The sequence below is a fragment of the Bacillus sp. FSL K6-1106 genome (genome assembly GCF_038005245.1).
Lineage (GTDB): Bacteria > Bacillota > Bacilli > Bacillales > Bacillaceae > Bacillus > Bacillus altitudinis.
In genome coordinates, this window is record NZ_JBBOSV010000002.1 from 1 (window position 1) to 23,551 (window position 23,551).

Genomic DNA, 23,551 nt, shown 5'->3' on the forward strand with positions numbered 1-23,551 from the left:
CGTCGATGATGATTTTTTCTGCTTTTTTCAGCATTTCTTCACGCTTTGTTTTGTCTGTTTCTTTTGCAGAATCATTCAATAATTGTTTGTACTCTTTGCTTTCCCATCCAGTGTCATTGTTTCCACCGTCTTTATCTTTGTAAAGCTCAAGGAAGTTCACTGGATCGTTGAAGTCTCCTAACCAGCCCATACGTCCGATTTGGTAGTCTCCACTGTGGATTTTATCGATGTATACGTTCCACTCAGAGTTATCAAGTTCAACGTTCACACCTAAATCTTTTTTCCACATTTCTTGAATTGCTTGTGCAATCTTTTGGTGGCCTTCATCTGTGTTGTAAGACAATTTCAATGTTGGAAGATCAGAAACTGACTTATAACCTAATTCTTTCGCACCTTTTTCAAGAAGTTCTTTAGCAGTCGCTACATCATGATCTTTGAAGTAACCAGTTTTGTTATCCGTGAATCCTTCCATTGTTGGAGGAACGATTGCCATCGCTGGAACTTGTTCACCTTGCGTAATTTTGTCAACGATTGCTTGACGGTTGATTGAGTAAGCAAGGGCTTTACGGATGTTCGCATTGTTTAAAGGTTTTACTTTTGTATTGAATTTGTAGTTATAGATACCAGCGATCGTTTGAATTTCAAGACCGCCTTCTTTTTTCAACGTTTTTAAAGACTCAGTTGGAAGGCTTCCAGTTGGAGAACCAGCCCAGTCAAGTTCGCCTTTTTTGAACATACTAAGTTCAGTGTTTGTATCTTTGATCATAGACATGTTAATCTTTTTCAATTTCACAGTGTCTTTATCCCAGTATTCATTGTTCTTTTCAAGTGTGATAGAACCGCCGTGTTTCCATTTAGAAAGAACGAATGGTCCATTAGATACGTAGTTTTCACCAGCATTTGTGTACCAGTTTTTATTCTTTTCAGCCACTTTTTTGTTGACTGGCATATACGTATAGAATGCAGTTAGTTCAGTAAAGAACGGTGTTGGGTTCTCTAGCTCAACTACAAGCGTTTTGTCGTCTTTTGCTTTAATGCCAACATCAGAAACTTTTGCTTCCCCTTTGTTAGCAGCTTCAGCACCTTTAATATAATAAAGCTGGTAAGCATATTGAGATTCATTTTTAGGATCTAATGCCCATTTCCAAGCATATTCGAAGTCTTGTGCTGTGACAGGGTCACCATTAGACCATTTTGCATCACGAAGTGTGAATGTGTAAGTTTTACCATCATCACTTGTTTTGATATCAGAAGCCATTGCGTTTTCTGGCTTACCTTCAGCGTTAATTCTTGTTAATCCCTCAAAAGTCTGACGGATGACACTTCCTGAAGTTGAATCATTTGCCAATCCCGGATGTAGAGAAAAAGGCTCAGTGGAGATATTCACATTTAATGTTGTTTTAGCCTCTCCAGAACTGCTCGTGCTGTCGCCTGATTTGTTTCCGCTGAAACCACAAGCGCTTAATACAAGTGTGAAAATAAGCATTAAAGTAACAACAGACCAACGCTTTTTCAACTGTATTCCCCCTTATAATATGTTTTTAGTTCAAAGGTCTCGATAGAAGATGAGATTCAGATTTAAGAAATAGCGTAAAAAAGTCCCTGAATAGCTTACTTTCTATTTCTTTTGTTTTTTCTGAATTTTCACTATGTAAAGAGCCTAGCACAAACGTGTGAACAAATTCATTATAATGAATAGAATAATTTATTGCAATATCAATTTCACATATTTTTAAAAAACGTAAATGGGGATAAAGATTGATTTTTATAAACTAAAGTCTCAATCACTTCAACAAATTAAAGCGTAAATTGATTAAAATAATTTGACAAATTCAGCAGGAATAATGTTTTATACATATAATTAATCATCCTTTTTTAAAAAATTCTGACAGATAGTTACTATTTTATCTAAAATTTTAAGTGTCAAACGACATGATGAGAAGGTCACAAATAGGCTTCGTGACTTTTTCATGGTCATCCTTTATAATAGATAGACATACTGTTGCGATGAAAAAGAAGAGTACATATATTCACCATTTACAGAGAGTCTGCGGTTGGTGCAAGCAGATAATGGCATGTATGGAATGGGCTTTGGAGCAGCTAACCGAACACTTGACAGAGTCAGTAGGCTTAGACGGAGCAGTCTCCGATATCAACGTCTTGAGTGATTTCGTATTGAAATAACAAGGGTGGTACCACGGTTCATTCGTCCCTTTTCTGTTGAAAAGTGATGGGTGGGCCTTTTTATATTGAAGAAAAGAGGTTTTAGTATGACAAAAAAGACGATTTTCTCAGGCATACAGCCTAGCGGTTCTGTGACATTGGGGAACTACATTGGAGCGATGAAGCAATTTGTCGATCTTCAGCATGATTACAACGGCTACTTTTGTGTGGTCGATCAGCATGCCATTACGGTGAGTCAGGATCGTTTAGCCCTTCGACAAAATATTAGAAGCTTAGCCGCTCTTTATTTGGCAGTGGGACTTGATCCAGAGAAGGCAACATTGTTTATCCAATCAGAGGTACCTGCCCACGCCCAGGCAGGATGGATGCTGCAATGTGTCGCTTATATTGGGGAATTAGAAAGAATGACTCAATTTAAGGACAAATCTGCTGGTAAGGAAGCAGTCGTTTCAGGACTATTAACGTATCCGCCATTAATGGCTGGCGATATTTTGTTATACGGTACGGACTTAGTTCCTGTAGGAGAAGATCAAAAGCAGCATCTTGAATTAACGAGAACGCTTGCTGAACGCTTTAACCGAAAGTATAACGACATCTTTACTGTACCTGAAGTCAAAATTCCAAAAGAAGGCGCTCGGATTATGTCTTTAACAGACCCAACGAAAAAGATGAGCAAATCTGACCCGAACCAAAAATCTTTCATTACCTTATTAGATGAGCCAAAACAGCTTGAAAAGAAAATCAAAAGTGCTGTGACTGATTCAGAAGGCATCGTCAAATATGACAAAGAAAACAAACCTGGAATAGCCAACTTGCTGACGATTTATTCTGTATTAGGGAACGTATCGATTGCAGAGCTTGAGCAAAAATACGAAGGCAAAGGTTATGGTGAATTTAAGGGAGATCTTGCGAACGTTGTCGTGGATGCGTTAAAACCGATTCAAGATCGCTATTATGAACTCATTGAGTCAGATGAGCTTGATCGCATTTTAGATGAGGGTGCTGAAAAAGCAAACCGTGCGGCAAATAAAATGCTGAAAAAAATGGAGAATGCAATGGGTCTTGGCCGGAAACGCAAATAAAACAAGCTTGCAGCATATTCAGCTGCAAGCTTTTTCTAATTCACTTTTGATTCGTTTTCCATTTCCCAAAGTTTTTCAAAAAATGGCTGTCCTTTAATCATTTTTTCACAAAAGGCTAAATGGTTTTCTGACCATCCATCAATGGTTTCGTTATAAAGCATGTTCCAAATTTCCTCGAAAGACATTCGTTTGATCTGGTTGTACATGCGCGGATTCCATTCTGTATACCAATAGGCAATTTCTGCTCGGTTTTGAAGCCCCTTTAGTTGATCTAGCGCCATAAACATCAGCTGCTTCAGCTGTCTTTCTTTTCTCGTTAATCCGCTGATATGCTGCGGTGGTAATGATAGGATGTGATATTCTTTCGTCGATTCAAGGCTGTCCAGCGTGAATTCATACTCCTCTGCCTTCACATCTTTCACCATTTCATAGACCAATTGCTCCTGTCTTGGAATCAATCGGCTCTTTCTCACAGGGATGGAATAACCAATCGTATCCACAGCGATGATTCTAATCCCGTCCGTAACCACAAAGCAATACTCTAATTTACGGCGTTCATGATTTTTTCGAATATATGATTTCTCAAATACAGTCTCTAGCAGCGTCTTTGGCAGCTCTGATAGATCATTCTCTATGTAATCAAACAAAGGACTCTGCACCTTGAGTAAAGGTACTTGATCTAACAGCTCCACGCTGTCCTCCTTGCGCCACTCATGAAAATGACACACATTATAGCCATTCTCTTCCCCTTCAAACCAATTCACCCATACGTCATGAAGAAATAACATAACCAATCCCTCACTTTTTAAAAACTGTTGTCCACAGTATGGGCAAGGGATAGAGAAATTATTCCAACTTTATTAAAACTTCGCCCTGACGGAAGGACGGCTTTATTTCCTGGGAAAAGGAGAACGTCTCACAGAGTCCTTTCACGATCTTCTATAAGCAGAACCTTATTTTAGCTTTTTAGGATCAAGGGCATCTCTCAGTCCATCACCTAAGAAGTTAAAGCATAAAACGGTAAGTAGAATCAGTAAACCTGGGAACAGTGGATACCACCATGCTTGCACCATTATGGAGAAATTTTGTGCATCTTGAAGCATGTTTCCCCAGCTCGCCGTTGGAGGCTGGATGCCGAACCCTAGATAGCTAAGTGTCGACTCAGCTAAAATAACAGAACCGACTTTCAATGTAGCAGACACAATGATAGGGCCGATACAGTTCGGTAAAATATGCGAAAAGATGATGACATGGTTTTTCGTTCCGATCGTTCTTGCTGCGAGTACGAATTCTCTTGTGCGAAGTGACAAGAATTCACTACGGATCAGTCTAGCAGTTGTTGTCCAGCCAGTCAGCGCAAAGATTAAAATCAATTTATCAATACCCGGTTTAAAAATTGTCACTAGCGTGATCAAGAGAAAAATATCTGGAATAGACAATACGACATCCACCATTCTCATGAGCACAGAATCAACAAAGCCTTTAAAGTATCCCGCTACCGCCCCAATGACGGTACCAATGGTGATGGCTCCGACTACTGAGACAAAGCCAACTAATAGAGACACCCTCGCTCCGTATAGCACCCTTGAAAAAATATCTCGACCAAACTTGTCGGTTCCCATAAAATGCTCTGCACTTGGAGGCTGTAGCCGTTTCAACAAGTCTTGCTGTTCCGGTGCGTAAGGTGCGATCACCGGAGCGAAAATAGCGGAAAAGATAATGACCAATAAAATAGCGGAGCCGGCAACCGCCAATTTATTTTTGAAAAATTTCTCGCAAAATAAACGAAGCATCGTCTCTGGTTTTGGCGGAAGGCCTTCTTTTAATTTGAGATCAACTGGAGGTGTTCCCATATTAGGTTGTGCCAATTGTGCTTCAGCTCCCTTCTAATATTCAATACGCGGATCAACGATCGCATAGAGAATATCCGCTATTAAGTTTCCAACGACCACGAGCACAGCAGAGATAACAGTCATCGCCATAATGACGGGATAATCTCTTGAAAAAGCAGAATCGATAAACAGTTTCCCAAGCCCTGGCCATGTGAAGATTTGTTCCACCACGACTGCGCCGCCAATAAAGGATGGAATCATGAGTCCAAAGATCGTAATAACAGGCATCAGACCGTTTCTCAATCCATGTTTGAAGATGACTTTGTTCTCTCTAAAACCTTTCGCTCGCGCCGTGCGAATGTAATCCTGCCGCATCACATCGAGCATACTTGACCTTGTATAACGTGTAAGGCCGGCCATATCAGCCGTTGCTAAAACAAAGGCCGGTAAAATAATATGATGAAGCCGGTCAAATAGATTAAAATCTGCATTTAAGGTAGAGACACCCCCGGTCGGAAACCATCCTAAATTCACCGATAACACCATAATAAGGATCAAACCAAACCAGAAATTCGGAATAGCCAGTCCGATAAATGATGTAACCGTAAAACCATAGTCAAGTTTTGTATACGGACGTTTTGCTGAAAGAACACCAAATGGGATGGCAATGATCAGGGCAACTAATGTAGAAAAGATCATGAGGATGAGGGTATTTGGTAGCCGGGCAAAAATCAAATCCGACACGGGCGTTCCTTTTTTTACAATGGATGTGCCAAAGTCACCTTGAAGCATATTACCGAGCCATTTCATATATTGCACATATTCAGGATCGTTCAAGCCGTACTTATCAATAAAGGCTTCCCGGTCTGCGGCACTAATGGTCGGGTCCATCATGAGTGACATCGGATCGCCTGGTGCTGCTTTCATAATCGCAAAGGACAAAATCGTAATACCAAACAAAATCGGGATGGAAAGAAGTGTCCTTCTAATGATATATGTAACCATGTGCACAACTCCTTTTTCATCGGATGGCCATACTATGATGAAAAAAGGGGAGACCCCTCCCCTTCTTCACTAGCAGACTACTGTTCAATCCACCATTTTTCAATTTTGTAATATTCATCTTTCGGGTGGTAAGAGTAGCCTTGTAGATTAGATGGCATCGCGCGATGTGAGTTGGCATAATAAAGGAACGTATACGGCTGGTCTTCTGCAATCAGCTCATAAATTTTTTCATACGCCTTTGAATACTCTTTTCGATCACTCAAGTTTTTGGCATCAACTAGCAGTTTATCGACTTCTTCATTTTTATACCAAATGTTATTTAAGCCTTTTTCAGACTGACTTGAATGGAAAATGCTGTATTGGTCAGGGAATGTCGCTAAGCTCCAGCCGAGTAATAACGCATCATAATCCCATTTTGGCGGGGTTGTTTGTTCGATTAATGCACTAAATTCTACAATTTGCGGTTTTGCTTCAATGCCAATTTCTTTGAGCTGCTGCTGGACAACGACAGCAATATCTTCACGGACTTTGTTTCCTTGGTTCGTCTTCAAGACGAAGGAGAACTTCTTACCGTCCTTATCAAGATAACCATCTCCATCTGTATCCTCCCAGCCTTCTTCTTTCAGCATCTTTTTCGCTTTTTCTTGATCAAATTCAAATACTGGGACTTTTTCATCTTTTGGGTAGTTCCATGACAGCGGGCTTTCTGGGATGTTGGCTACTTTCCCGTCTCCATCTAACACTTGATCGACAATCGTTTGACGATCAATGGCATGGGTAAGAGCTTGACGGACTTTTTTACTTTTGAACAGTTCGTTTTTCTGATTCCAGCCAATATATGAATAATTTAGCCCTAGATCAGATTCAATTTTGATGTTACTAACTTTTTCAGCTGTTTGCAGTTCTGCTCCAGGCACTGCAAAGAAATCAATATCACCTGCGGATAACTGAGCCATGGCTGCATTTTGATCAGGAATCGTTTTAATGGTGACTGTATCAAGGTATGGCCGTCCATCCCAATAGTCATCAAATGCTTCGAGTTTGACATAGTCTCCTTCTTTCCACTCGGCAAATTTAAATGGACCGGAGCCGATTGGATTTTTTCGGTTAAATTCATTTTCGCCAAGATCCTTTATAGGGACATCACCTAAAATATGCTTTGGTAAAATCCCATAGCTTCCTAGCGTGACATTATAAAAATATGGATCTTTTTTATTCAGCTTAAATTCGACCGAATAGTCCCCTGTTTTTTTGACAGACTCTAATACTTCAAAGCCTGATCCACGCTCACCATTGTAATCCTTATTAATCGGAATGCTGTATGTAAACACAACATCATCAGCAGTCAGTTCTTCTCCATCATGAAACTTCACGCCTTTTCTAATGGTCACATCAAACTGTTTGCCGTCATCGGATTCTTTAATATCTTCTGCCAACGCCAGCTGTGGGTTTAGCTTTCCATCTGTTTGTAGTAAAAAGCTATAGATTCTTTCTTCAATATCAGAACTTGCCACGTCTGTTGAGTAAAGTGAGTTAAATAATGTAGGCTCTGCAATCGAACCAATGACAAGATCGCCGCCTTGTACAGGTTTACCTGTGGATTTCTTTTCACTGTCTCCAGACGTTTTATTTCCACCAGAACAAGCAGCAAGGATCAATGTAAAGATCAGCAGCAAACTGACCAAAATGGACTTTCTCTTTTTATCTTTCATAGACAATTCCCCCTATCTTTTTTTAAAAAATGATGACAGAAGCCCGTTTTATCCCCCCTCTCAAAGATGAGATCATACAAGCGTGATCAAGCGTCGTAGAGGTGGCAGGCCACAAAGTGGTTCGTTTTTAATTCTTGAAATTGTGGTACTTTTTCTTTACAGACTTCTTTCGCTTGCGGGCATCTTGTATGAAACACACAGCCTTTTGGTGGATTTGCAGGGCTTGGTAAATCCCCTTGCAGCATAATCCGTTCCCTTTTCACCTGACCTTTTTTACGGGTGACTGGAACGGAAGATAAAAGCGCCTGTGTATACGGATGAAGCGGATCATCGTACAGGCTATGTTTATCCGCCAGTTCCATCATTTTCCCAAGATACATGACGCCCACTCGATCACTAATGTGGCGGACCACACTGAGATCGTGAGAGATAAAGAGATAGGTGAGGTCAAACTCTTCTTGAAGCTCTTCCATCAAATTGATGACCTGCGCCTGAATGGAGACGTCAAGCGCTGAAACAGGCTCATCTGCTATGATCATTTCAGGATTCATGGCCAGTGCACGAGCGATACCGATCCGCTGCCTTTGTCCGCCGGAGAATTCGTGCGGGTATCGATTCGCAAAACTTGGGTGAAGGCCGACTTTGGATAAAAGCTGTTCTACTTTTTCATTTCTTTCTTTTAAGGAATATAAGTGATGTGTTTTGTAGGGTTCTTTGATGATACTTCGAAGTGTTTTTCTAGGGTTGAGTGATGCAAAGGGATCTTGAAAAACCATTTGGATGTTTTTCCTTGTTGATTGTCTTAGTTTTGATTCAGATACATGAGAGATATCTTGCCCTTTAAATAGAATTTGTCCTTCTGTTGGTTCATATAAACGAATCATCGTCCGTCCTAATGTGGATTTACCGCATCCAGACTCTCCAACGATGCCTAACGTTTCTCCTTTATAAATGTTTAAGTCGATGCCGTCAACCGCTTTGACTGCTCCTACTTTCTTTTGCAGCACCCCAGCTTTAATCGGAAAGTGTTTTCGTATATTTTTTAATTCCAGGATGGTTTCTTTCTCAGATCGATCTGTCATGTATGGTTGATTTTCAGCAAGTGTCATGTTTGGCTTGCCTCCTCATATAAGAAACACCTGACGCTTCTACCATTTTCAAAGGTTGTCAGTTTGGGCAATTCACCTATGCAGCGTTCCATTACTTTCGGGCATCTAGGCGCAAAACGGCATCCTGCCGGAAGCTGATCTGGCGCAGGGACATTTCCTTTTATCGCCGTTAATGGCTGAATGTCTCCGTCAATGACTGGAATGGATTCAAGCAGTCCTTCTGTGTATGGGTGAAGCGGCTCATCAAACAACTCTTCAACGGTTCCATTTTCAACAACCTGTCCGCAGTACATGACAATGACGCGGTCTGCTACTTCCGACACAACACCTAAATCATGCGTAATGAGAAGTATAGATGTACCAAAGGTCGAACATAAATCTTTCATTAAGGTCAGCACCTGGGCTTGTATGGTCACATCGAGAGCAGTAGTCGGCTCATCCGCAATGAGGAGCTTCGGATCACAGCTTAGCGCAATGGCGATCATGACTCGTTGACGCATACCGCCGGATAAACGGTGCGGGTAATCTTTGATGATTTGTTCTGGCCTTGAAAAGCCTACAAGCTTTAGCAAATCAATCGCTTTTTTGGTCGCTTCTTTTTTTGAAAGTTTTTTGTGGTAAATGAGGATTTCTGTTATTTGTTCCCCGATGGTTAAGACAGGATTAAGTGAGGTCATGGGTTCCTGAAAGATCATGGATACATCATTACCGCGAATATTGCACAATTCCTTTTCACTATATGTAACAAGGTCTTTTCCATCAAGCTTAATGGAACCATCCATAATCTTCCCACCAGTCCCATTAATCAGACCCATGATGGATAAAGACGTAATACTTTTACCAGACCCAGACTCACCGACTAATGCGACTGTTTCCCCTTTTTTGATACTAAAATCAACGCCATCAACAGCAGGTATTGGTTCCTTTTTTCGAAAAAAATAGGTTTTTAAGTTTTGCACTTCAAGCAGTGTGCTCATGCATTCGCCCCTTTCTCCATAGATTAAATGAACCGAATCAAAAAATTCTGTCTTTTTAGAATAAAAAGAATTATCAAAATTTATATTTGTATATTATTACATCAGCATGACGAAATCAAGAATTATTTAGTAAAATTGTAATATGTCACTTTTTTTGTGAATGATTGTCTTTATGATTCTATCGCCTTTAAAAACGTTTCCGCTGGCTCCGCAATCATAGACTCCTCGCTGATTCGGTGCTCATCGAAATACTTTTTCACGATATAAAATCCAGTGGCATATCCAAGCATTTTGGGGTAGTTCCCTTTTCCATAAAGGAGATTCTGTATCAGCCTTTCGTCGTCCTGCACTTTCTGATAAAGGTGACTGGATACCCATTTCTTGTACATGCGCTGCAGCTGCGATTCGTCATATAAAGTCGTCCACTTTGCTGTATAGCTTTCTCCATATCTATGATACACAGCATATTCAGCGAGCCCCTCCATCATGATTGTATCAAGGAATGTAAAATCTTTTTCTTCTTTCGTGAGAAAATGCAACCTACATACATGGTGATATTCATGCGTCAGCAACGTACCGATTCGCTCCTTCGGTGTATTCGGGGATAAAAAAAGAAAGATTTTGTCATCAAATGCCATGCCTGATTGAAAGTAAAATTGTTCTCTGATCTCTTTGCTGCTCTCATTAACAGGCAAAATAAAGACGGGGACATCAGGACCTCCCCACTTTTTTTGCAGCGCTTTGTATTCTTTCATCACAAGCTTGAAATACCCTTTTTCTTTGAGCTTGTCGATCATTTCCTGGCAGGCGTTCCATGATCGCACCATTCCGTGATGTTGTAAATGGGCGAGAATAGATGATCCTTCTTTTTTCTCCGCTCCTTTAAAATAAGGGACAAAACGTGCCGCCAGCTCCTGAAATGATGATGATTGTTGGATGAGATATTGTGTATTGATCAGACCCATACCGCTGAACACCTCCATTTTCATCATATGCAAAAAGGCGGCGATCTGTTTATAGATCGCCGCCTTCTTAAGACATATTACGCTTCGTATTTTTTGAAGATAATTGTCGCATTGTGCCCGCCAAAACCAAGTGAGTTGCTCAATGCAACTTGTACTTCTTTTGAACGTGCTTCATTTGCTACATAATCAAGATCACATTCTTCATCTGGTGTTTCAAGGTTAATCGTTGGCGGAATGACACTGTCTTTAATCGCCAGAACAGAGAAAATCGCTTCTACTCCGCCTGCTGCACCAAGTAAATGACCTGTCATTGATTTTGTCGAACTGATCGCAAGCTGATTCGCATGCTCTCCGAACACTTCTTTAATCGCCATTGTTTCAAACTTATCATTATACGGTGTGCTTGTTCCGTGGGCATTGATATAATCAATTTCTTCCACTGTTAAACCTGCATCACGAATTGCTTCTTTCATTGCACGTACGCCGCCTTCTCCGTTTGGAGCAGGTGCTGTGATATGGTATGCATCTCCAGTTGAACCGTAGCCAACGATTTCTGCATAAATGGTCGCACCACGTTTTAACGCATGCTCTAATTCTTCAAGAACAACAATTCCCGCTCCCTCACCCATCACAAATCCGTCACGGTTTTTATCAAATGGACGACTTGCTGTATCTGGATCAGGATTTGTCGAAAGGGCTTTGTTTGCACAGAAACCAGCAAACGACATTTTCGTTAATGGTGCTTCTGTTCCACCTGTAATCATCGCATCTGCATCTCCGCGCTGAATCACTTTAAAGGCATCACCAATGGAGTTTGTTCCTGTCGCACATGCTGTCACTGTACAAGAGTTAACCCCTTTTGCGCCAAGTGCAATCGAAATTTGACCTGTCGCCATATCTGGAATCATCATTGGAACGAAGAACGGGCTTACGCGTCTTGCTCCTTTATTTGAATACACTTCGAATTGCTCTTCGAATGTTTCAAGTCCGCCAATACCAGATCCAACCCATACCCCAACACGAGGTGCGTTTTCATCTGTAATTTCAAGGCGTGAATCTTCTAAAGCCTTTTGAGCAGCAACGACTGCATATTGTGTGAAGCGTGCCATCTTTCTCGCTTCTTTTTTCTCCATGTAATCTTCGATGTTAAAATCTTTTAGTTCTGCTGCTACTTTTGCTGTATATTCACTTGAATCAACACGTGTGATCGGGCCAACACCTGATACACCTGCTACAGCATTTTTCCATGTTGTCTCTACATCGTTGCCAAGAGGTGTCAAAGCACCTAATCCTGTAACAACTACTCGTTTCTTATCCATTAATTTGTGCACCCCACTCTTTTATCGGCCCCATCGCATAGCGATTGCGCCCCACGTTAATCCTCCACCAAAACCAACCATTACAATCACATCGCCGTCATGAATTTTTCCGGCTTCGATTTCTTCACATAGTGAAATTGGAATGGATGCTGCTGATGTGTTTCCATATTTATGGACTGTTTTCGACATTTTTTCAACTGGCAGCTCTAAGCGTTCGCGTGCTGCTTCCATAATGCGAATATTTGCTTGATGCGGAATCAAGAAGTCTACGTCTTCTTTTGATAGTCCAGCTTTTTCAATCACGTTTACGCTTGACTCGCCCATTTGTCTAACAGCAAATTTAAATACTTCTCTTCCATTCATGATTGTATGATCTTTTTCATCTAAGTACAAGTGCTTCCCGCCTCTTCCATCGGCTCCAAGCTCAAATGATAGAATTCCCTTGCCTTCGCTGACTGTTCCTAGTACAGCAGCACCTGCTCCATCTCCAAACAAAACAGCTGTGTTGCGGTCATCCCAGTCGGTAATGCGAGAAAGCTTTTCTACACCAACGACAAGCACATGTTTGTAAGTGCCAGATTCGATAAATTGTTTTCCAGTAACAAGCCCATACATAAAGCCAGCGCAGGCAGCGCTAATATCCATTGCACATGCTTTATGTGCACCGAGCTGCTCTTGAATCATACAAGCGACTGTCGGAAATGCTTGATCTGGCGTAACTGTCGCTACAAGAATCATATCAATATCTTCTGCAGCCACATCTGCGTCAGCTAATGCTTTTTTTGCAGCAGCAAGCGCCATATGAGATGTATTGACATCATCAGATGCAATTCTTCTTTCTTCTATACCTGTTCTAGTACGAATCCACTCGTCAGAAGTTTCAACCATTTTTTCTAAATCACGATTTGTTAATACTTTTTCAGGTATATAGCGGCCAAGGCCAATAATTCCAGCATTCATTGAATAAGACTCCTTTTACTCATACGAGCATGTGATATTGTGATCTTATATTAGTATCTGGTACTAATTTTACCTTATTTTTTTCTCCTTGGCAATACAAACGTCTAACCTTTCCTCTCACTTTTTTCATAGATTAATGATATACCAATAGTAGAAAGGAACATGTGATATGGCGCAAAAGGATATTTTCTCAGCAATGATGTTTGGTCAGCCGCTTGAAAAGGAGAAAAGCAAGACAGAAAAAAAGGAGGAGCGTGCAGAGACTTCTTCAAGTGATGACTCCATTGACTACATGCATGTCATGAATCAAATTGGAAACATTATGAACTCCATCGATGAGCTGAAGCCTGTGTTTAAAGATGTCGGTCCTATGATTAGTGCCTTCAAGAAAAAATTATCATAAAAAAAAGCCACTATTCTGTGGCTTTTTCTGATGCTGCATCTGCTTTTCCAAGCTCATATGCCTCTTGCATGACAGATGTAAACAAAGAGAGAAGCGGCTGAAGTGCTTGTGGATCAAGCTGAATCCCTGCTTTATCTAATTCTTCTTTTGCTTGTGGAAAATACTTCATCGCAATTTGTAAAAACTCCATCGATTTTTCGTGCTGCATGTTCAACGTCCTCACTTTTCATTTGGCAATTTGCCTGTTTTTTTGTAATTCGCAATATCCTTCTCAATGTCTTTCACAAAAGCGCGGTCTATGGTTGAGCTAAATTTCCCCATTTCGATCACTCCTTCTTTAAAGTCAAAGGAGTACTCACCTTGTTCGTTTAGCTTGCCTTCATTAAACTTCTTCGCAATGATACTGTACGCTTTATCGACATGCTGTACAGTGCTAGTTAACACCGTATGGCTTCCAAGGTTGGATTGATCAGTGACATATCCGATCGCAGATAAATTGTCGGTTTTGATTTGTTCAATGACAGGGATATTATAACCATCACCTGCTGGATACACAACATCTACACCTTGTTTTTTCAATTTTTGATAGAGGTTCACCGCTTTGTCAGCATCATCCCAGTTTTCGACAAATTCCGCTAGGACTTGCACATGTTCGTCCTGATATTTTGCACCTTTGATAAAACCGTCTACTTCACTTTGCCAATCATATGTAGCCAGAATACCAATCTTTTTTGTTTTGGACATATGTGCTGCTGTCATGCCTCCGAAAAAGCCCATTGCTTCTCCTTTAAACGTGACGTTTGTGACATTATCAGCTTGAGGCTTGCCTCCATTGACCGTGATAAATTGTGTTTTCGGATAATCTTCACTGATCAAGTTGAAAATTTCGCTGTATTCATTGCCATGGCCAATAATCAAATTGACTCCTTTTTTATGAAATTCTTCAATGGCATCAACGATTTTCTCCTTGTCGACCATCCCTTCCTTATAATAAACATCTACACCAAATGTTGATTGGATATTTAATAAGCCTTTATAACCTTTCGTTCCCCAAACTTGATCATTAATCGTATCGGGGACGAGTAAACCCACCTTCTCAATATGTCCTTTTAACGGCGCCTGCGAGCAGGCAGATAGCATAAGAAGAAGGAACGAAAAGATCATGACAAGCCGCTGGTACTTCATGCCATGTTCAACTCCCTTTGCAACACGCAGGCATGAACCTGTATGTTAAATATAGGTTTATTTTATACTGAAAAAAGATAAGATGGAAGATCATTCTTGCTTTTTGTCGAAAAATGTTGAGTTTTGTCTTTTCCATTCTGCTATGATTTCTTCTGCTTGTTTGTCATCTGTTTGTCTTTCTACCTTCAATTGATGGATCATTTCCTGCCTTTGATCAGTCCGTGCCCACTTTAAAAGCTCCTTTGCGACATCTTCTACAAAAAATGCGTGATCGTCCTTTATTCGTCTCTCTTCATGGAGTGTCCACGGACCAAACATGCGTGGAAGGATAACAGTCGAAACGCTTTGTTCATGCGAATGGCTTTCGGGTTCTTCGTAAAACAAGCGGAATATGCCATGCTTCGCTTCGAGGTCTGTCTCTCTGTTCATTGAATCATCTGATTGAAAAAAGATCAGGTCATATGCCTCTTTCCTATCTTGACCATCAATAACGCGGACAAGATCATTGCGGCCGAGCCACATCATTCGCTCTTCTAATAACATTTTTTGCTCCTCTGACTGCTCCTTAGGATATGTGATATCCACTTGTATGCCCTCTTTCATCATATATTCACAAAGTGTCAGTCCAAAAAATTCATCTGCACCTATGATCAGTCCTGTTTCCATGTTCATGTCCCCTTTTTTAGCATATCGAATAAAAAGAAGAGCCCTTTCCATGAAGGGCTGTTATCATCCTATTCATTACAATTCTCTTTCATGCGATTTATAAAACTTGTGAATGGACTGAAAGATTCTTCTTGGATGATCAAACATATGCAAGGTAAGGTCCATCTGACAATGGTCTGGATTCATCATATGTTGATCAATAAAAGGCTTTGCATGTAGTTCATAGGCATACGGTGCGCCGTTTAGTCTCTGCCATATATGAATCGGTACATGAGCTGAATGAACGGGGCAAGAAGGAAGTGGATACGTTTCTGCTTCCTTTGCAGAGCACCCATAGCTCTGTGCGAGTTCTTTCATGAACTGTTTGTAGAAGAATTTGTGTTCCTTTTCTCTTTCTCTTTGTGCTTGCAGGTGTAAACATGGATTCATCATGGCTATAGACCTTAGCACTTCTGGCATTTCTTCGGCAAGACTCATGGCGACAAGTGCGCCCATTCCCTCTGCCAGCACATGAATTTCCCGGTTTAATATTTCTTGTTTTAATGTGTGATGAACAAGCTGTTTCGCACTAAAAACAGCATCTTCACATCCCCAGTGATTCCCATGAAGATGACTATTAAACAATGTATATCCTTCATCCTTTAAAGCAGTTAATAGCTGGTTTCTTCCGTAATGCTGAAGCCAGAATGATGTATTTTCCTGCACAAAGTGATTTCGGTCACCGAGGATTAGAATGCCAAAGCCATTTGGTTTTTGAGGAAGGTGAATGACGTTCCACTGGGAACCAAGCTGGAAAAAACGTTCGCTTACACCCATATGGCCAGCCTCCTTTCAGTGATTCTGCTTTCTATGATATGAACAACAACTCTTGTAGGAATAAGGAAATCCCCTAAAGACAGAAGAATTCTTTTTATTTTTATAGTAGAAGGTCTCAAAATGATCACATAAAGGCGGAAAACAGTCTTTTCTCTGAACTCGTATCTATGGTATGATAGTCAATAGATTGTTACATAAAGGACGGTGGAATAATGCATTACATTATCACCCTCATTTGGACTTTTCTGCTGACACATATGGCTGGTTACATCGTTTCATCTATGAATGGAGCTGCTTATGATTTTACGTTAACTTCCATTCTTGCCATAGTGTTTACGGTTATTTTATTCATCTTTGCTGAAGTAAGTCCAATGAAAGAAACAGAAAGTTCAACAGAACATTCTTAATATTGCTGGAAAAGAGCTAATGATTTGAGATTAGCTCTTTTTCTTTTTTTCAGAATGATGACTAGAAGTTGAGAGCGCACGCTAAAACCCCCTGCCGTCAATTACAGGGGGTTTTTGAGTTACACCTCAACCGTTTCGGACTTCTGTTTGTCTGCTGACAAATGGCTTTTCGCAAGCCCTGTGAACAGGAAGATCGCGATGCCCGATAAAATTTCAAGCACACCACCCCCCGCAATGACAGGTCCTGCTCCAAAGCGTTCTGCCAGGACGCCCGATATGACGGCTGCAAGCGGGAGAAAGACATTTGATGACGCATTGATCACGGCATATACTTGCGGCTGATCTTCTTGGTCAACAGACGTTTGAATAATAACCATCTCTGGGACATTGATCGCACTGACGGCTGCACCAAAAATAAAGGAAGCTAGAAGAACGACTGGAAGCCATGTACTCATTCCAGTGATAAAGAATGCAGCACCTTCAATCATGCCTGCGACAATAAAGAACAAGCCGAATCTTTTGATTTTCACCTTCGCCAGTGCAAAGCCCATCATAAACGCACCGACTGCAGCGACACCTCTTAAAATGGAATACACCATTGAATCACTTTGCAGCGCTTCTGCTACATATACAGCGGATAATGCCTGCCACGGAGCTGCAGCGACATTCATTAAAATACAATAAAGGGTCAGTGCAAATAAAATATGATGATTTTTAACGACTAGAAAGCCTCTTTTTAAGTTATACAGATATGTATTCTTTGCTTGTTTAATGTCTGCTGCTTTTTCTGCATCTGACTTTTGGAGTTTAACGCCAATAATGAACAAGCCCGATATGATAAATAAAGCAGTGGTGATCAGGAGCGTATCTGCAGGGCCAATTAATTTGACCAAAAGACCAGCGACCATCACCGCAGCAAGTGCGACAATTTCAAAAGATGATTGCAGGATCGCATTTGCTTTTTGAATGAGATGCTTTGGAACAATCTGCGGCAGGATGGCCACAGAAGCCGGGTTATATGCTGCACCTGTTGCCGATTGAATAACCATTAATGAGATCAATAACCATAGAGGCAATATGTGCGAAAAATGCAGTAGTGGAATAATGAGTACAATGGTTGCTCGAATGACATCTGAAGCAAACATCCATTTAGATAAATGATGTCTTTTCATAAGAGGTCCTAGTATTGGGGCCAACAATGATGAAGGAAGAACTGTCACTGCTAGAAGAAGTCCGGTACCAAGCGCTCCATCCCCTCTTAAAATCAATAACCAAAGAACGGATGTAAAAGCAAAACTTTCTCCTGTATTTTTTATGAGTCTTGATATGAACAATGAGGTGAAGCGTTTATTCCAAACACTTTCACTGAGATTCATCTTTTCCATCACACAAATCCTTTCAACCTTATACTATTCTTACATATTTTACCTTAATCTTTCTTTTTTTCATACTATTTATTTGAAAATTGGAACTTAATTGTTTTTTATTATAAAGAAAAAAGAGGCATGACACATGCCTCTAAAGACTTATTCATATGGACTCTTAGTCAATTGCTTACGGCTTTCTTTGGTACGTCCAAACACGGTTATGGTTCGAGTTATCCGGAAAGACGTCTCCTGCTTTAAGCTTTATCTTTAAAGGATCTTTCACCATACTACCGGTCTCACCGATTTCGATATAAACACCATTATTAGGTGCCTTATTACCAGATTTAAACTGATGCTGTTGACCCATTTCCATCCTCCTTTCTCGATTGATGTTATTATGTCCCGTCCATTGCCTCTCCAATCCAATATGTAAAAAGTCCCTGCTCAGTCGAGACAGGGACACTTGTGATTTATTTAGGTTGTTGATACATGAGCTCTTTGATTAACGCTTTTTGCACATGCAGGCGATTTTCTGCTTGCTGGAATACTTTAGAATGTGGTCCATCAATGATATCAGCCGTCACTTCTTCTCCGCGATGTGCCGGCAGACAATGAAGGAAGATATAATCTGCTGCTGCATGTTGCATGAGTTCCTCATTGACTTGATATTCTTTAAATTCAGCTAGGCGTTTCTCTGTTTCAGCTTCCTGTCCCATGCTTGTAAATACGTCTGAATAAATGACATCTGCATCCTGAACAGCAGCTACTGGATCTGTTGTGACGATGACTTCTGCGCCTGATTGTTTTGCAAACGCCTGAGCAGTGTCTGTCACCTCTTGAAGAGGTTCATAGCCTTTTGGTGATGCAACGGCAATGTCACAGCCTAACTGCGCGCAGCCGACCATTAAGGAATGAGCCACATTATTCCCATCACCGATGTACGCCACTTTCACACCTTTTAGTGTGCCTTTTGCTTCTTTAATCGTCAGTAAATCAGCCAGTGCCTGACATGGATGAGAGTAGTCCGTTAGTCCATTGATCACTGGAATAGAGGCGTATTTTGCAAGTTCTTCTACCTTCTCATGTTCAAAGGTTCGAATCATAATGCCATCTACATACCCAGACAGCACCTGCGCTGTATCACCAATCGTTTCTCCTCTGCCAATTTGCAGATCATTTGAGCTGAGGAAGAGCGCATGTCCGCCTAGCTGCGTCATGCCCGCTTCAAACGAGACACGGGTTCTAGTTGAAGATTTTTCAAAGATCATCGCTAATGTTTTTCCTTTGAATAAATCTTGATATGGATGTTGTTTCATTTCTTCTGCTTTTTCAATTAAGTACGCAATGTCATTGATCGAAAAGTCTTTTAACGATAAAAAGTCTTTTCCGTATAATGCCGGTTGCACGTCGACTTGGCTCATGCCGTCACTTCCTTTTTATATAATTCGTGGAGAGATAAAGGTGATACATCTCCATCTTTTCCTTGCAGGAACGCTTGCGCCGTTTCATATTCGGTTAGAACTTGAACACCATGTGTGAGTGCTTTTACACGCTGTTCTTTTGCCTCTTCATCATCACCTAAATGAATGTGGAGCGATTTATCGTCTTGTTGCAGCCACGATTCAAAGCTGCCAGTCCAGACGTCAAAGCCTGCTCGTTTTGCTTCATCTACGAATAATTCACTGCCTTGTATAAAGAGGCTTCCTTTATGTTTCCAGATCGGTGCAAACACTTTTTTCAAGGCGCTTTCGACGTTCTTTCCTACACACATTCCTTCACCCGTCGCCTTCATTTCAGGTGTGAGCTTTAAATCGATATCTTGAATGGCATGTGAGGAGAAGACCGGGAATTTAACAGCTGTGCCCCCCTTATTCTTCGTTGCCGGTTTCAATTCTTCAAGCATTGCACCAGCTAACAGCTGAGTCGCCATTGGAATCATGTCAACACCCATGACTTTACTTACAACTGGAACAGTCCGGCTTGCCCGAGGGTTCACCTCTAATACGAGCGCCTGGTTCCCTTTTATCACAAATTGAATATTCATAATGCCTTTAAAAGCTAATTTCTTTGCGATTTGTTCAGAAGCGTTATACACCTGTTGTTTGATGTCTTCACTAATAGAGACACTTGGTAAGATGGCAAAGCTGTCACCTGAGTGTACGCCCGCTTTTTCAATATGCTCAACAATGGTTGGAATGAATGTCGTTTGTCCGTCTGAAATGAGATCCACTTCCACTTCTTTTCCAGTGACATACTCATCAATTAAGATCGGATAAGGTAAATGATCTGGCTGATCAAGTAGTTCCTCCAATTGAGCTTCTGTTTGAACAACGATCATGCCCATTCCACCAATGACATATGATGGACGAATAAGAACAGGGTACCCGATGCTTGCAGCATGCCCCAGTGCTTCTTCTTTTGAATGAGCTGTATCTCCTTTTGCATGAGGAAGATTCAGTTCATCAAGAAGCTGATAGAATAAATCGCGATCTTCTAATGCATCTAGTGTGTCAAAGGACGTGCCTAACAAGGTAACGCCGGCTTTTTCTAATCCTTCCGCCACATTGATTGCTGTCTGCCCGCCAAATTGAACGATGACAAAATCAATTTGCTCCGCTTCAACTACGTTTAAAATATGTTCTAACGTGATCGGCTCAAAGTATAAACGATCTGCAATCTCATAATCGGTACTAACCGTTTCTGGATTATTGTTCATCATGATGGTTTCAAATCCAAGCTTTTGTAAAGTAAGAACGCCATGAACGGCACTATAATCAAACTCGACCCCTTGCCCAATTCGAATCGGACCAGATCCAATGATGAGTGCACGCTGCTTTGTTTTCTCTTGATGCTCTCCATCACTTTTGCCAAAGTACGTAGAATAGAAGTAATTCGTTTTTGCATCGAATTCAGCCGCACATGTATCGACAATTTTAAATGAAGCGGCAATGCCATACTCTTGACGAAGCTGTCTGATATCTTGTTCACTGCGATCCGTCAGAGAAGCGATTGTTTCATCAAGGAAGCCTTTTTCTTTCACCTTTTTTAAGGTGTCTTTGGATAGCGTCCCCTGATGATTCTTCAATTCTTGTTCGAGTGTGATCATATTCTTGAAGACATGTAAGAAAAACAGATCAATCTTCGTCGTTTCATGAATCGTTTCAACGGTTTCTTGTCTGGAAAGAAGCTCCATGACAGCGAAGAAACGGCGATCGTCCGGTGTTTTGATTAATTCAAATAACTGTTCAGTCGAATGTTCTTTCAGTTCAGGCAAGTGGAAGCCCTTTGTTTTGATTTCAAGTGATGCGACGGCTTTTTGAATGGCAGATTCTAAATTACGGTCAATCGCCATGACTTCACCAGTCGCCTTCATTTTTGTGCCTAATTTCCGGTCTGCCTGTTTAAATTTATCGAACGGCCAACGCGGGAATTTCACCACGACATAATCGAGTGCCGGCTCAAAGCTAGCATACGTTGTTCCTGTAAGCGGATTTTTCAATTCATTTAGTGTATAACCGACCGCAAGTTTTGCCGCCATTTTGGCAATCGGATAGCCTGTTGCTTTCGATGCAAGAGCAGAAGATCGGCTGACCCGAGGATTGACCTCAATGACAAAATATTCTTTGCTAAGTGGATCAAGAGCGAACTGGATATTACAGCCGCCAACGACATCAAGCGCTGAAATGATTTTTAAGCTCGCTGAACGGAGCATTTGATAATCCTGATCCGTTAATGTCTGTGACGGTGCAACGACAATCGAGTCGCCTGTATGCACACCAACTGGATCGATATTTTCCATGTTACATACAGTGATACACGTATTTTGACGATCTCTCATGACCTCATACTCGACTTCTTTAAAGCCAGCAATGCTTTTTTCAACTAAGCACTGATGAATCGGACTCGCTAGAAGAGCACCTTCAATCAGCGGTTTAAAAGCCTCTTCAGTTAAAGCGATGCCTCCCCCTTTACCACCAAGTGTGTAGGCTGGTCGAAGAATGACGGGAAAACCCACTTCTTTTGCAAATTGAAGGGCGTCTTTCGCATTATCCACAATTTCACTTTCTGGTACAGGTTCATTCAAATGCTTCATGAGAGCACGGAATTTCTCACGATCTTCACCGTTTTCAATTGTTTCAACTGACGTTCCGAGCAGTTTTACCCCATGCTTTTTCAGCACACCGGCTTTTTCCAGCTCGACAGCAAGGTTTAAAGCCGTCTGTCCGCCAAGATTGGCTAAAAGACCATCTGGTTTCTCTTTTTCAATGATTCTTGTCACTGAATCAACTGAAAGCGGTTCAAAATAAATTTCATCAGCAAACGACTCGTCTGTCATAATGGTTGCTGGGTTGTTATTCACTAAGATGACGTTGTAGCCTTCTTCTTTTAAGGCCATACAACCTTGTGTTCCTGAGTAATCAAATTCTGCTGCCTGACCAATGATGATTGGACCGGACCCGATGACTAGAATGGTTTGTATGCTTTGATCTTTAGGCATGTGCGACTTCTCTCCTTGCTTGTTTCACTTTCTCAATAAAATCATCGAATACCCATTCACTTTCTACAGGGCCTGGATGTGCTTCTGGATGAAATTGAACGGACATAATCAGCTTCTCTTTATGAATGAATCCTTCAACAGATCCGTCATTCACGTGGAGGAATTTGACGTCCACTTCTTTGTCATTCATGCTTTTTTCATTGACCACATAGCTATGATTTTGGCTTGTCATAAAGACACGTTTTGATTCTGTATCTTGTACAGGATGATTCGCCCCGCGGTGGCCAAAAGGAAGCTTATACGTATCCCCGCCAAGCGCAAGAGCAATTAATTGATGACCTAAGCAAATGCCTAGTGTCGGGAAGGTCATCATGATGTCATGAATGGTTTTTAAATATGGCTTCATTGTTTTTGGATCTCCAGGTCCATTTGACAAAAGGATCGCATCTGGCTTGATATCAAATACCTTTTCCATTTGTTTGTACGGAATCACTGTGACTTTACAGCCGCGCGCTTCGAGTGAGTCTGCAATAGATTTTTTAAAGCCAAAATCAATGAGCGCTACATGATCCTCACCGCTGCCTTGTGTGTATACTTCATCTTCTGTGACCTGCTCAACCACATTGTCTTGCTTCATTGCAGGTGGCGTTTCATTTTCGTCTAAACTAACCACTGCATTCATCGTTCCATTTGCTCGAATGTTCTGCACGACTGCGCGAGTATCTGTATGTGTAAGAAGCGGAATGTTCCACTTCTGTAAATAATCTTTTAAGCTTACGGCTGCAAGGTGATGAGAAAAATGGTCAGCTGCCTCATAGACAACGACCGCCTTCACTTGTGGTTTTTTGCTCTCAAAGTCTTCATGATTGATGCCGTAATTTCCGATGAGCGGATATGTGAAGACAATGATTTGTCCTTTATAAGAAGGATCTGTGAGCACCTCTTGATAACCTGTCATCCCTGTAAAAAAGACCACTTCACCTGTCATGCCAGCTTCTCCTGTCAGATCTCCTTCAAAAGAGGCTCCATCTTCTAAATTTAAATAACCTTTCATGCTTGTGTCA

Annotated in this window: 22 protein-coding genes and 1 other annotated feature; of the genes, 3 read left to right on the forward strand and 19 right to left on the reverse strand. The window is 41.1% G+C overall.

The genetic code is table 11. From position 1 onward, the window contains the following. Positions 1-1,516, reverse strand: a 1,516-nt coding sequence (locus MHI20_RS14630; RefSeq protein ID WP_340939386.1) for a peptide ABC transporter substrate-binding protein, incomplete at its 3' end; no start/stop codon positions are given. A gap of 482 nt (positions 1,517-1,998) precedes the next feature. Beyond that, positions 1,999-2,217: a binding site (T-box leader), on the forward strand. A 53-nt stretch (positions 2,218-2,270) separates the two neighbouring features. Between MHI20_RS14630 and trpS the strand changes: the two genes are divergently transcribed. Next, a complete protein-coding gene (gene trpS, locus MHI20_RS14635) occupies positions 2,271-3,266 on the forward strand; it encodes a tryptophan--tRNA ligase (RefSeq protein WP_008348488.1) in 996 nt (331 codons plus the stop codon). 35 nt (positions 3,267-3,301) lie between these two features. Here the strand turns inward: trpS and MHI20_RS14640 are convergent, their stop codons facing one another. From MHI20_RS14640 to MHI20_RS14680, 9 genes are all read right to left on the reverse strand, one after another. Next, a complete protein-coding gene (locus MHI20_RS14640) occupies positions 3,302-4,054 on the reverse strand; it encodes a YjbA family protein (protein WP_340939390.1) in 753 nt (250 codons plus the stop codon). Positions 4,055-4,219: 165 nt separating this feature from the next. Beyond that, positions 4,220-5,119, reverse strand: a complete 900-nt coding sequence (gene opp4C / locus MHI20_RS14645; RefSeq protein ID WP_008348491.1) for an oligopeptide ABC transporter permease — start codon at positions 5,117-5,119, stop codon at positions 4,220-4,222. Between the two features lie 33 nt (positions 5,120-5,152). Then, positions 5,153-6,103, reverse strand: coding sequence for an ABC transporter permease (locus tag MHI20_RS14650; RefSeq protein WP_340939391.1), 951 nt, complete (start codon positions 6,101-6,103; stop codon positions 5,153-5,155). Positions 6,104-6,180: 77 nt separating this feature from the next. Beyond that, positions 6,181-7,815 (reverse strand): peptide-binding protein, encoded by a 1,635-nt coding sequence (locus MHI20_RS14655; RefSeq protein ID WP_039167353.1) that lies wholly within the window; start codon positions 7,813-7,815, stop codon positions 6,181-6,183. Between the two features lie 86 nt (positions 7,816-7,901). Further along, entirely contained in the window at positions 7,902-8,897 is a 996-nt protein-coding gene (locus MHI20_RS14660) for an ABC transporter ATP-binding protein (protein WP_160757968.1), read from the reverse strand. Between the two features lie 23 nt (positions 8,898-8,920). Next, entirely contained in the window at positions 8,921-9,901 is a 981-nt protein-coding gene (locus MHI20_RS14665; RefSeq protein WP_047945538.1) for an ABC transporter ATP-binding protein, read from the reverse strand. Between the two features lie 170 nt (positions 9,902-10,071). After that, positions 10,072-10,866 (reverse strand): DUF2268 domain-containing protein, encoded by a 795-nt coding sequence (locus MHI20_RS14670; protein WP_163116390.1) that lies wholly within the window; start codon positions 10,864-10,866, stop codon positions 10,072-10,074. 77 nt (positions 10,867-10,943) lie between these two features. Beyond that, on the reverse strand, positions 10,944-12,185 hold the full coding sequence (gene fabF / locus MHI20_RS14675; protein ID WP_008348501.1) for a beta-ketoacyl-ACP synthase II: 1,242 nt from the start codon (positions 12,183-12,185) through the stop codon (positions 10,944-10,946). A 21-nt stretch (positions 12,186-12,206) separates the two neighbouring features. Next, entirely contained in the window at positions 12,207-13,145 is a 939-nt protein-coding gene (locus tag MHI20_RS14680; protein WP_024720058.1) for a beta-ketoacyl-ACP synthase III, read from the reverse strand. A gap of 169 nt (positions 13,146-13,314) precedes the next feature. On the opposite strand from MHI20_RS14680, the gene MHI20_RS14685 reads away from it, so the two are divergent. Beyond that, complete coding sequence (locus MHI20_RS14685) at positions 13,315-13,548, forward strand: hypothetical protein (RefSeq protein WP_008348506.1); 234 nt, start codon at positions 13,315-13,317, stop codon at positions 13,546-13,548. A 10-nt stretch (positions 13,549-13,558) separates the two neighbouring features. Here MHI20_RS14685 and MHI20_RS14690 read toward each other — a convergent pair whose 3' ends face one another. The 4 genes from MHI20_RS14690 to MHI20_RS14705 form a co-directional block, all read right to left on the reverse strand. Then, positions 13,559-13,756 (reverse strand): ComZ family protein, encoded by a 198-nt coding sequence (locus MHI20_RS14690; protein WP_008348507.1) that lies wholly within the window; start codon positions 13,754-13,756, stop codon positions 13,559-13,561. Positions 13,757-13,767: 11 nt separating this feature from the next. Continuing rightward, entirely contained in the window at positions 13,768-14,733 is a 966-nt protein-coding gene (locus MHI20_RS14695; RefSeq protein WP_017360174.1) for a BMP family ABC transporter substrate-binding protein, read from the reverse strand. Positions 14,734-14,823: 90 nt separating this feature from the next. Then, positions 14,824-15,399, reverse strand: coding sequence for a hypothetical protein (locus tag MHI20_RS14700; protein WP_024720056.1), 576 nt, complete (start codon positions 15,397-15,399; stop codon positions 14,824-14,826). 75 nt (positions 15,400-15,474) lie between these two features. Further along, positions 15,475-16,215: a hypothetical protein gene (locus tag MHI20_RS14705; RefSeq protein ID WP_007499048.1), complete on the reverse strand. Its 741-nt coding sequence runs from the start codon at positions 16,213-16,215 to the stop codon at positions 15,475-15,477. A gap of 212 nt (positions 16,216-16,427) precedes the next feature. On the opposite strand from MHI20_RS14705, the gene MHI20_RS14710 reads away from it, so the two are divergent. Next, positions 16,428-16,622 carry a YjzD family protein gene (locus tag MHI20_RS14710; protein WP_024720055.1) on the forward strand — a complete coding sequence of 65 codons (195 nt, stop codon included), beginning with the start codon at positions 16,428-16,430 and terminating at the stop codon, positions 16,620-16,622. A gap of 119 nt (positions 16,623-16,741) precedes the next feature. Here the strand turns inward: MHI20_RS14710 and MHI20_RS14715 are convergent, their stop codons facing one another. From MHI20_RS14715 to MHI20_RS14735, 5 genes are all read right to left on the reverse strand, one after another. Further along, entirely contained in the window at positions 16,742-18,007 is a 1,266-nt protein-coding gene (locus MHI20_RS14715; protein ID WP_007499050.1) for an MFS transporter, read from the reverse strand. Between the two features lie 169 nt (positions 18,008-18,176). Continuing rightward, a complete protein-coding gene (locus tag MHI20_RS14720) occupies positions 18,177-18,356 on the reverse strand; it encodes a YjzC family protein (protein WP_008348517.1) in 180 nt (59 codons plus the stop codon). A 103-nt stretch (positions 18,357-18,459) separates the two neighbouring features. Further along, on the reverse strand, positions 18,460-19,410 hold the full coding sequence (argF, locus tag MHI20_RS14725; protein ID WP_057079702.1) for an ornithine carbamoyltransferase: 951 nt from the start codon (positions 19,408-19,410) through the stop codon (positions 18,460-18,462). Beyond that, positions 19,407-22,487, reverse strand: a complete 3,081-nt coding sequence (locus tag MHI20_RS14730) for a carbamoyl phosphate synthase large subunit (protein WP_340939410.1) — start codon at positions 22,485-22,487, stop codon at positions 19,407-19,409. The genes argF and MHI20_RS14730 overlap by 4 nt, the downstream gene beginning before the upstream one ends. Further along, the gene (locus MHI20_RS14735) at positions 22,480-23,541 is read right to left on the reverse strand and encodes a carbamoyl phosphate synthase small subunit (protein WP_340939413.1); all 1,062 of its coding nucleotides are present in this window, start codon (positions 23,539-23,541) and stop codon (positions 22,480-22,482) included. The genes MHI20_RS14730 and MHI20_RS14735 overlap by 8 nt, the downstream gene beginning before the upstream one ends. Positions 23,542-23,551 lie beyond the last annotated feature (10 nt).

Excerpts from the sequence above, each read along its gene's own strand:
- MHI20_RS14655 (WP_039167353.1), bottom strand. The coding sequence starts at position 7,815 with ATGAAAGATAAAAAGAGAAAGTCCATTTTGGTCAGTTTGCTGCTGATC.
- MHI20_RS14640 (WP_340939390.1), bottom strand. The coding sequence starts at position 4,054 with ATGTTATTTCTTCATGACGTATGGGTGAATTGGTTTGAAGGGGAAGAG.
- MHI20_RS14665 (WP_047945538.1), bottom strand. The coding sequence starts at position 9,901 with ATGAGCACACTGCTTGAAGTGCAAAACTTAAAAACCTATTTTTTTCGA.
- MHI20_RS14705 (WP_007499048.1), bottom strand. The coding sequence starts at position 16,215 with ATGGGTGTAAGCGAACGTTTTTTCCAGCTTGGTTCCCAGTGGAACGTC.
- MHI20_RS14670 (WP_163116390.1), bottom strand. The coding sequence starts at position 10,866 with ATGGGTCTGATCAATACACAATATCTCATCCAACAATCATCATCATTT.
- MHI20_RS14685 (WP_008348506.1), top strand. The coding sequence starts at position 13,315 with ATGGCGCAAAAGGATATTTTCTCAGCAATGATGTTTGGTCAGCCGCTT.
- MHI20_RS14660 (WP_160757968.1), bottom strand. The coding sequence starts at position 8,897 with ATGACAGATCGATCTGAGAAAGAAACCATCCTGGAATTAAAAAATATA.
- MHI20_RS14720 (WP_008348517.1), bottom strand. The coding sequence starts at position 18,356 with ATGGGTCAACAGCATCAGTTTAAATCTGGTAATAAGGCACCTAATAAT.
- MHI20_RS14695 (WP_017360174.1), bottom strand. The coding sequence starts at position 14,733 with ATGAAGTACCAGCGGCTTGTCATGATCTTTTCGTTCCTTCTTCTTATG.
- MHI20_RS14680 (WP_024720058.1), bottom strand. The coding sequence starts at position 13,145 with ATGAATGCTGGAATTATTGGCCTTGGCCGCTATATACCTGAAAAAGTA.
- fabF (WP_008348501.1), bottom strand. The coding sequence starts at position 12,185 with ATGGATAAGAAACGAGTAGTTGTTACAGGATTAGGTGCTTTGACACCT.
- opp4C (WP_008348491.1), bottom strand. The coding sequence starts at position 5,119 with ATGGGAACACCTCCAGTTGATCTCAAATTAAAAGAAGGCCTTCCGCCA.
- argF (WP_057079702.1), bottom strand. The coding sequence starts at position 19,410 with ATGAGCCAAGTCGACGTGCAACCGGCATTATACGGAAAAGACTTTTTA.
- MHI20_RS14735 (WP_340939413.1), bottom strand. The coding sequence starts at position 23,541 with ATGAAAGGTTATTTAAATTTAGAAGATGGAGCCTCTTTTGAAGGAGAT.
- MHI20_RS14690 (WP_008348507.1), bottom strand. The coding sequence starts at position 13,756 with ATGCAGCACGAAAAATCGATGGAGTTTTTACAAATTGCGATGAAGTAT.
- trpS (WP_008348488.1), top strand. The coding sequence starts at position 2,271 with ATGACAAAAAAGACGATTTTCTCAGGCATACAGCCTAGCGGTTCTGTG.
- MHI20_RS14700 (WP_024720056.1), bottom strand. The coding sequence starts at position 15,399 with ATGGAAACAGGACTGATCATAGGTGCAGATGAATTTTTTGGACTGACA.
- MHI20_RS14730 (WP_340939410.1), bottom strand. The coding sequence starts at position 22,487 with ATGCCTAAAGATCAAAGCATACAAACCATTCTAGTCATCGGGTCCGGT.
- MHI20_RS14710 (WP_024720055.1), top strand. The coding sequence starts at position 16,428 with ATGCATTACATTATCACCCTCATTTGGACTTTTCTGCTGACACATATG.
- MHI20_RS14650 (WP_340939391.1), bottom strand. The coding sequence starts at position 6,103 with ATGGTTACATATATCATTAGAAGGACACTTCTTTCCATCCCGATTTTG.
- MHI20_RS14715 (WP_007499050.1), bottom strand. The coding sequence starts at position 18,007 with ATGGAAAAGATGAATCTCAGTGAAAGTGTTTGGAATAAACGCTTCACC.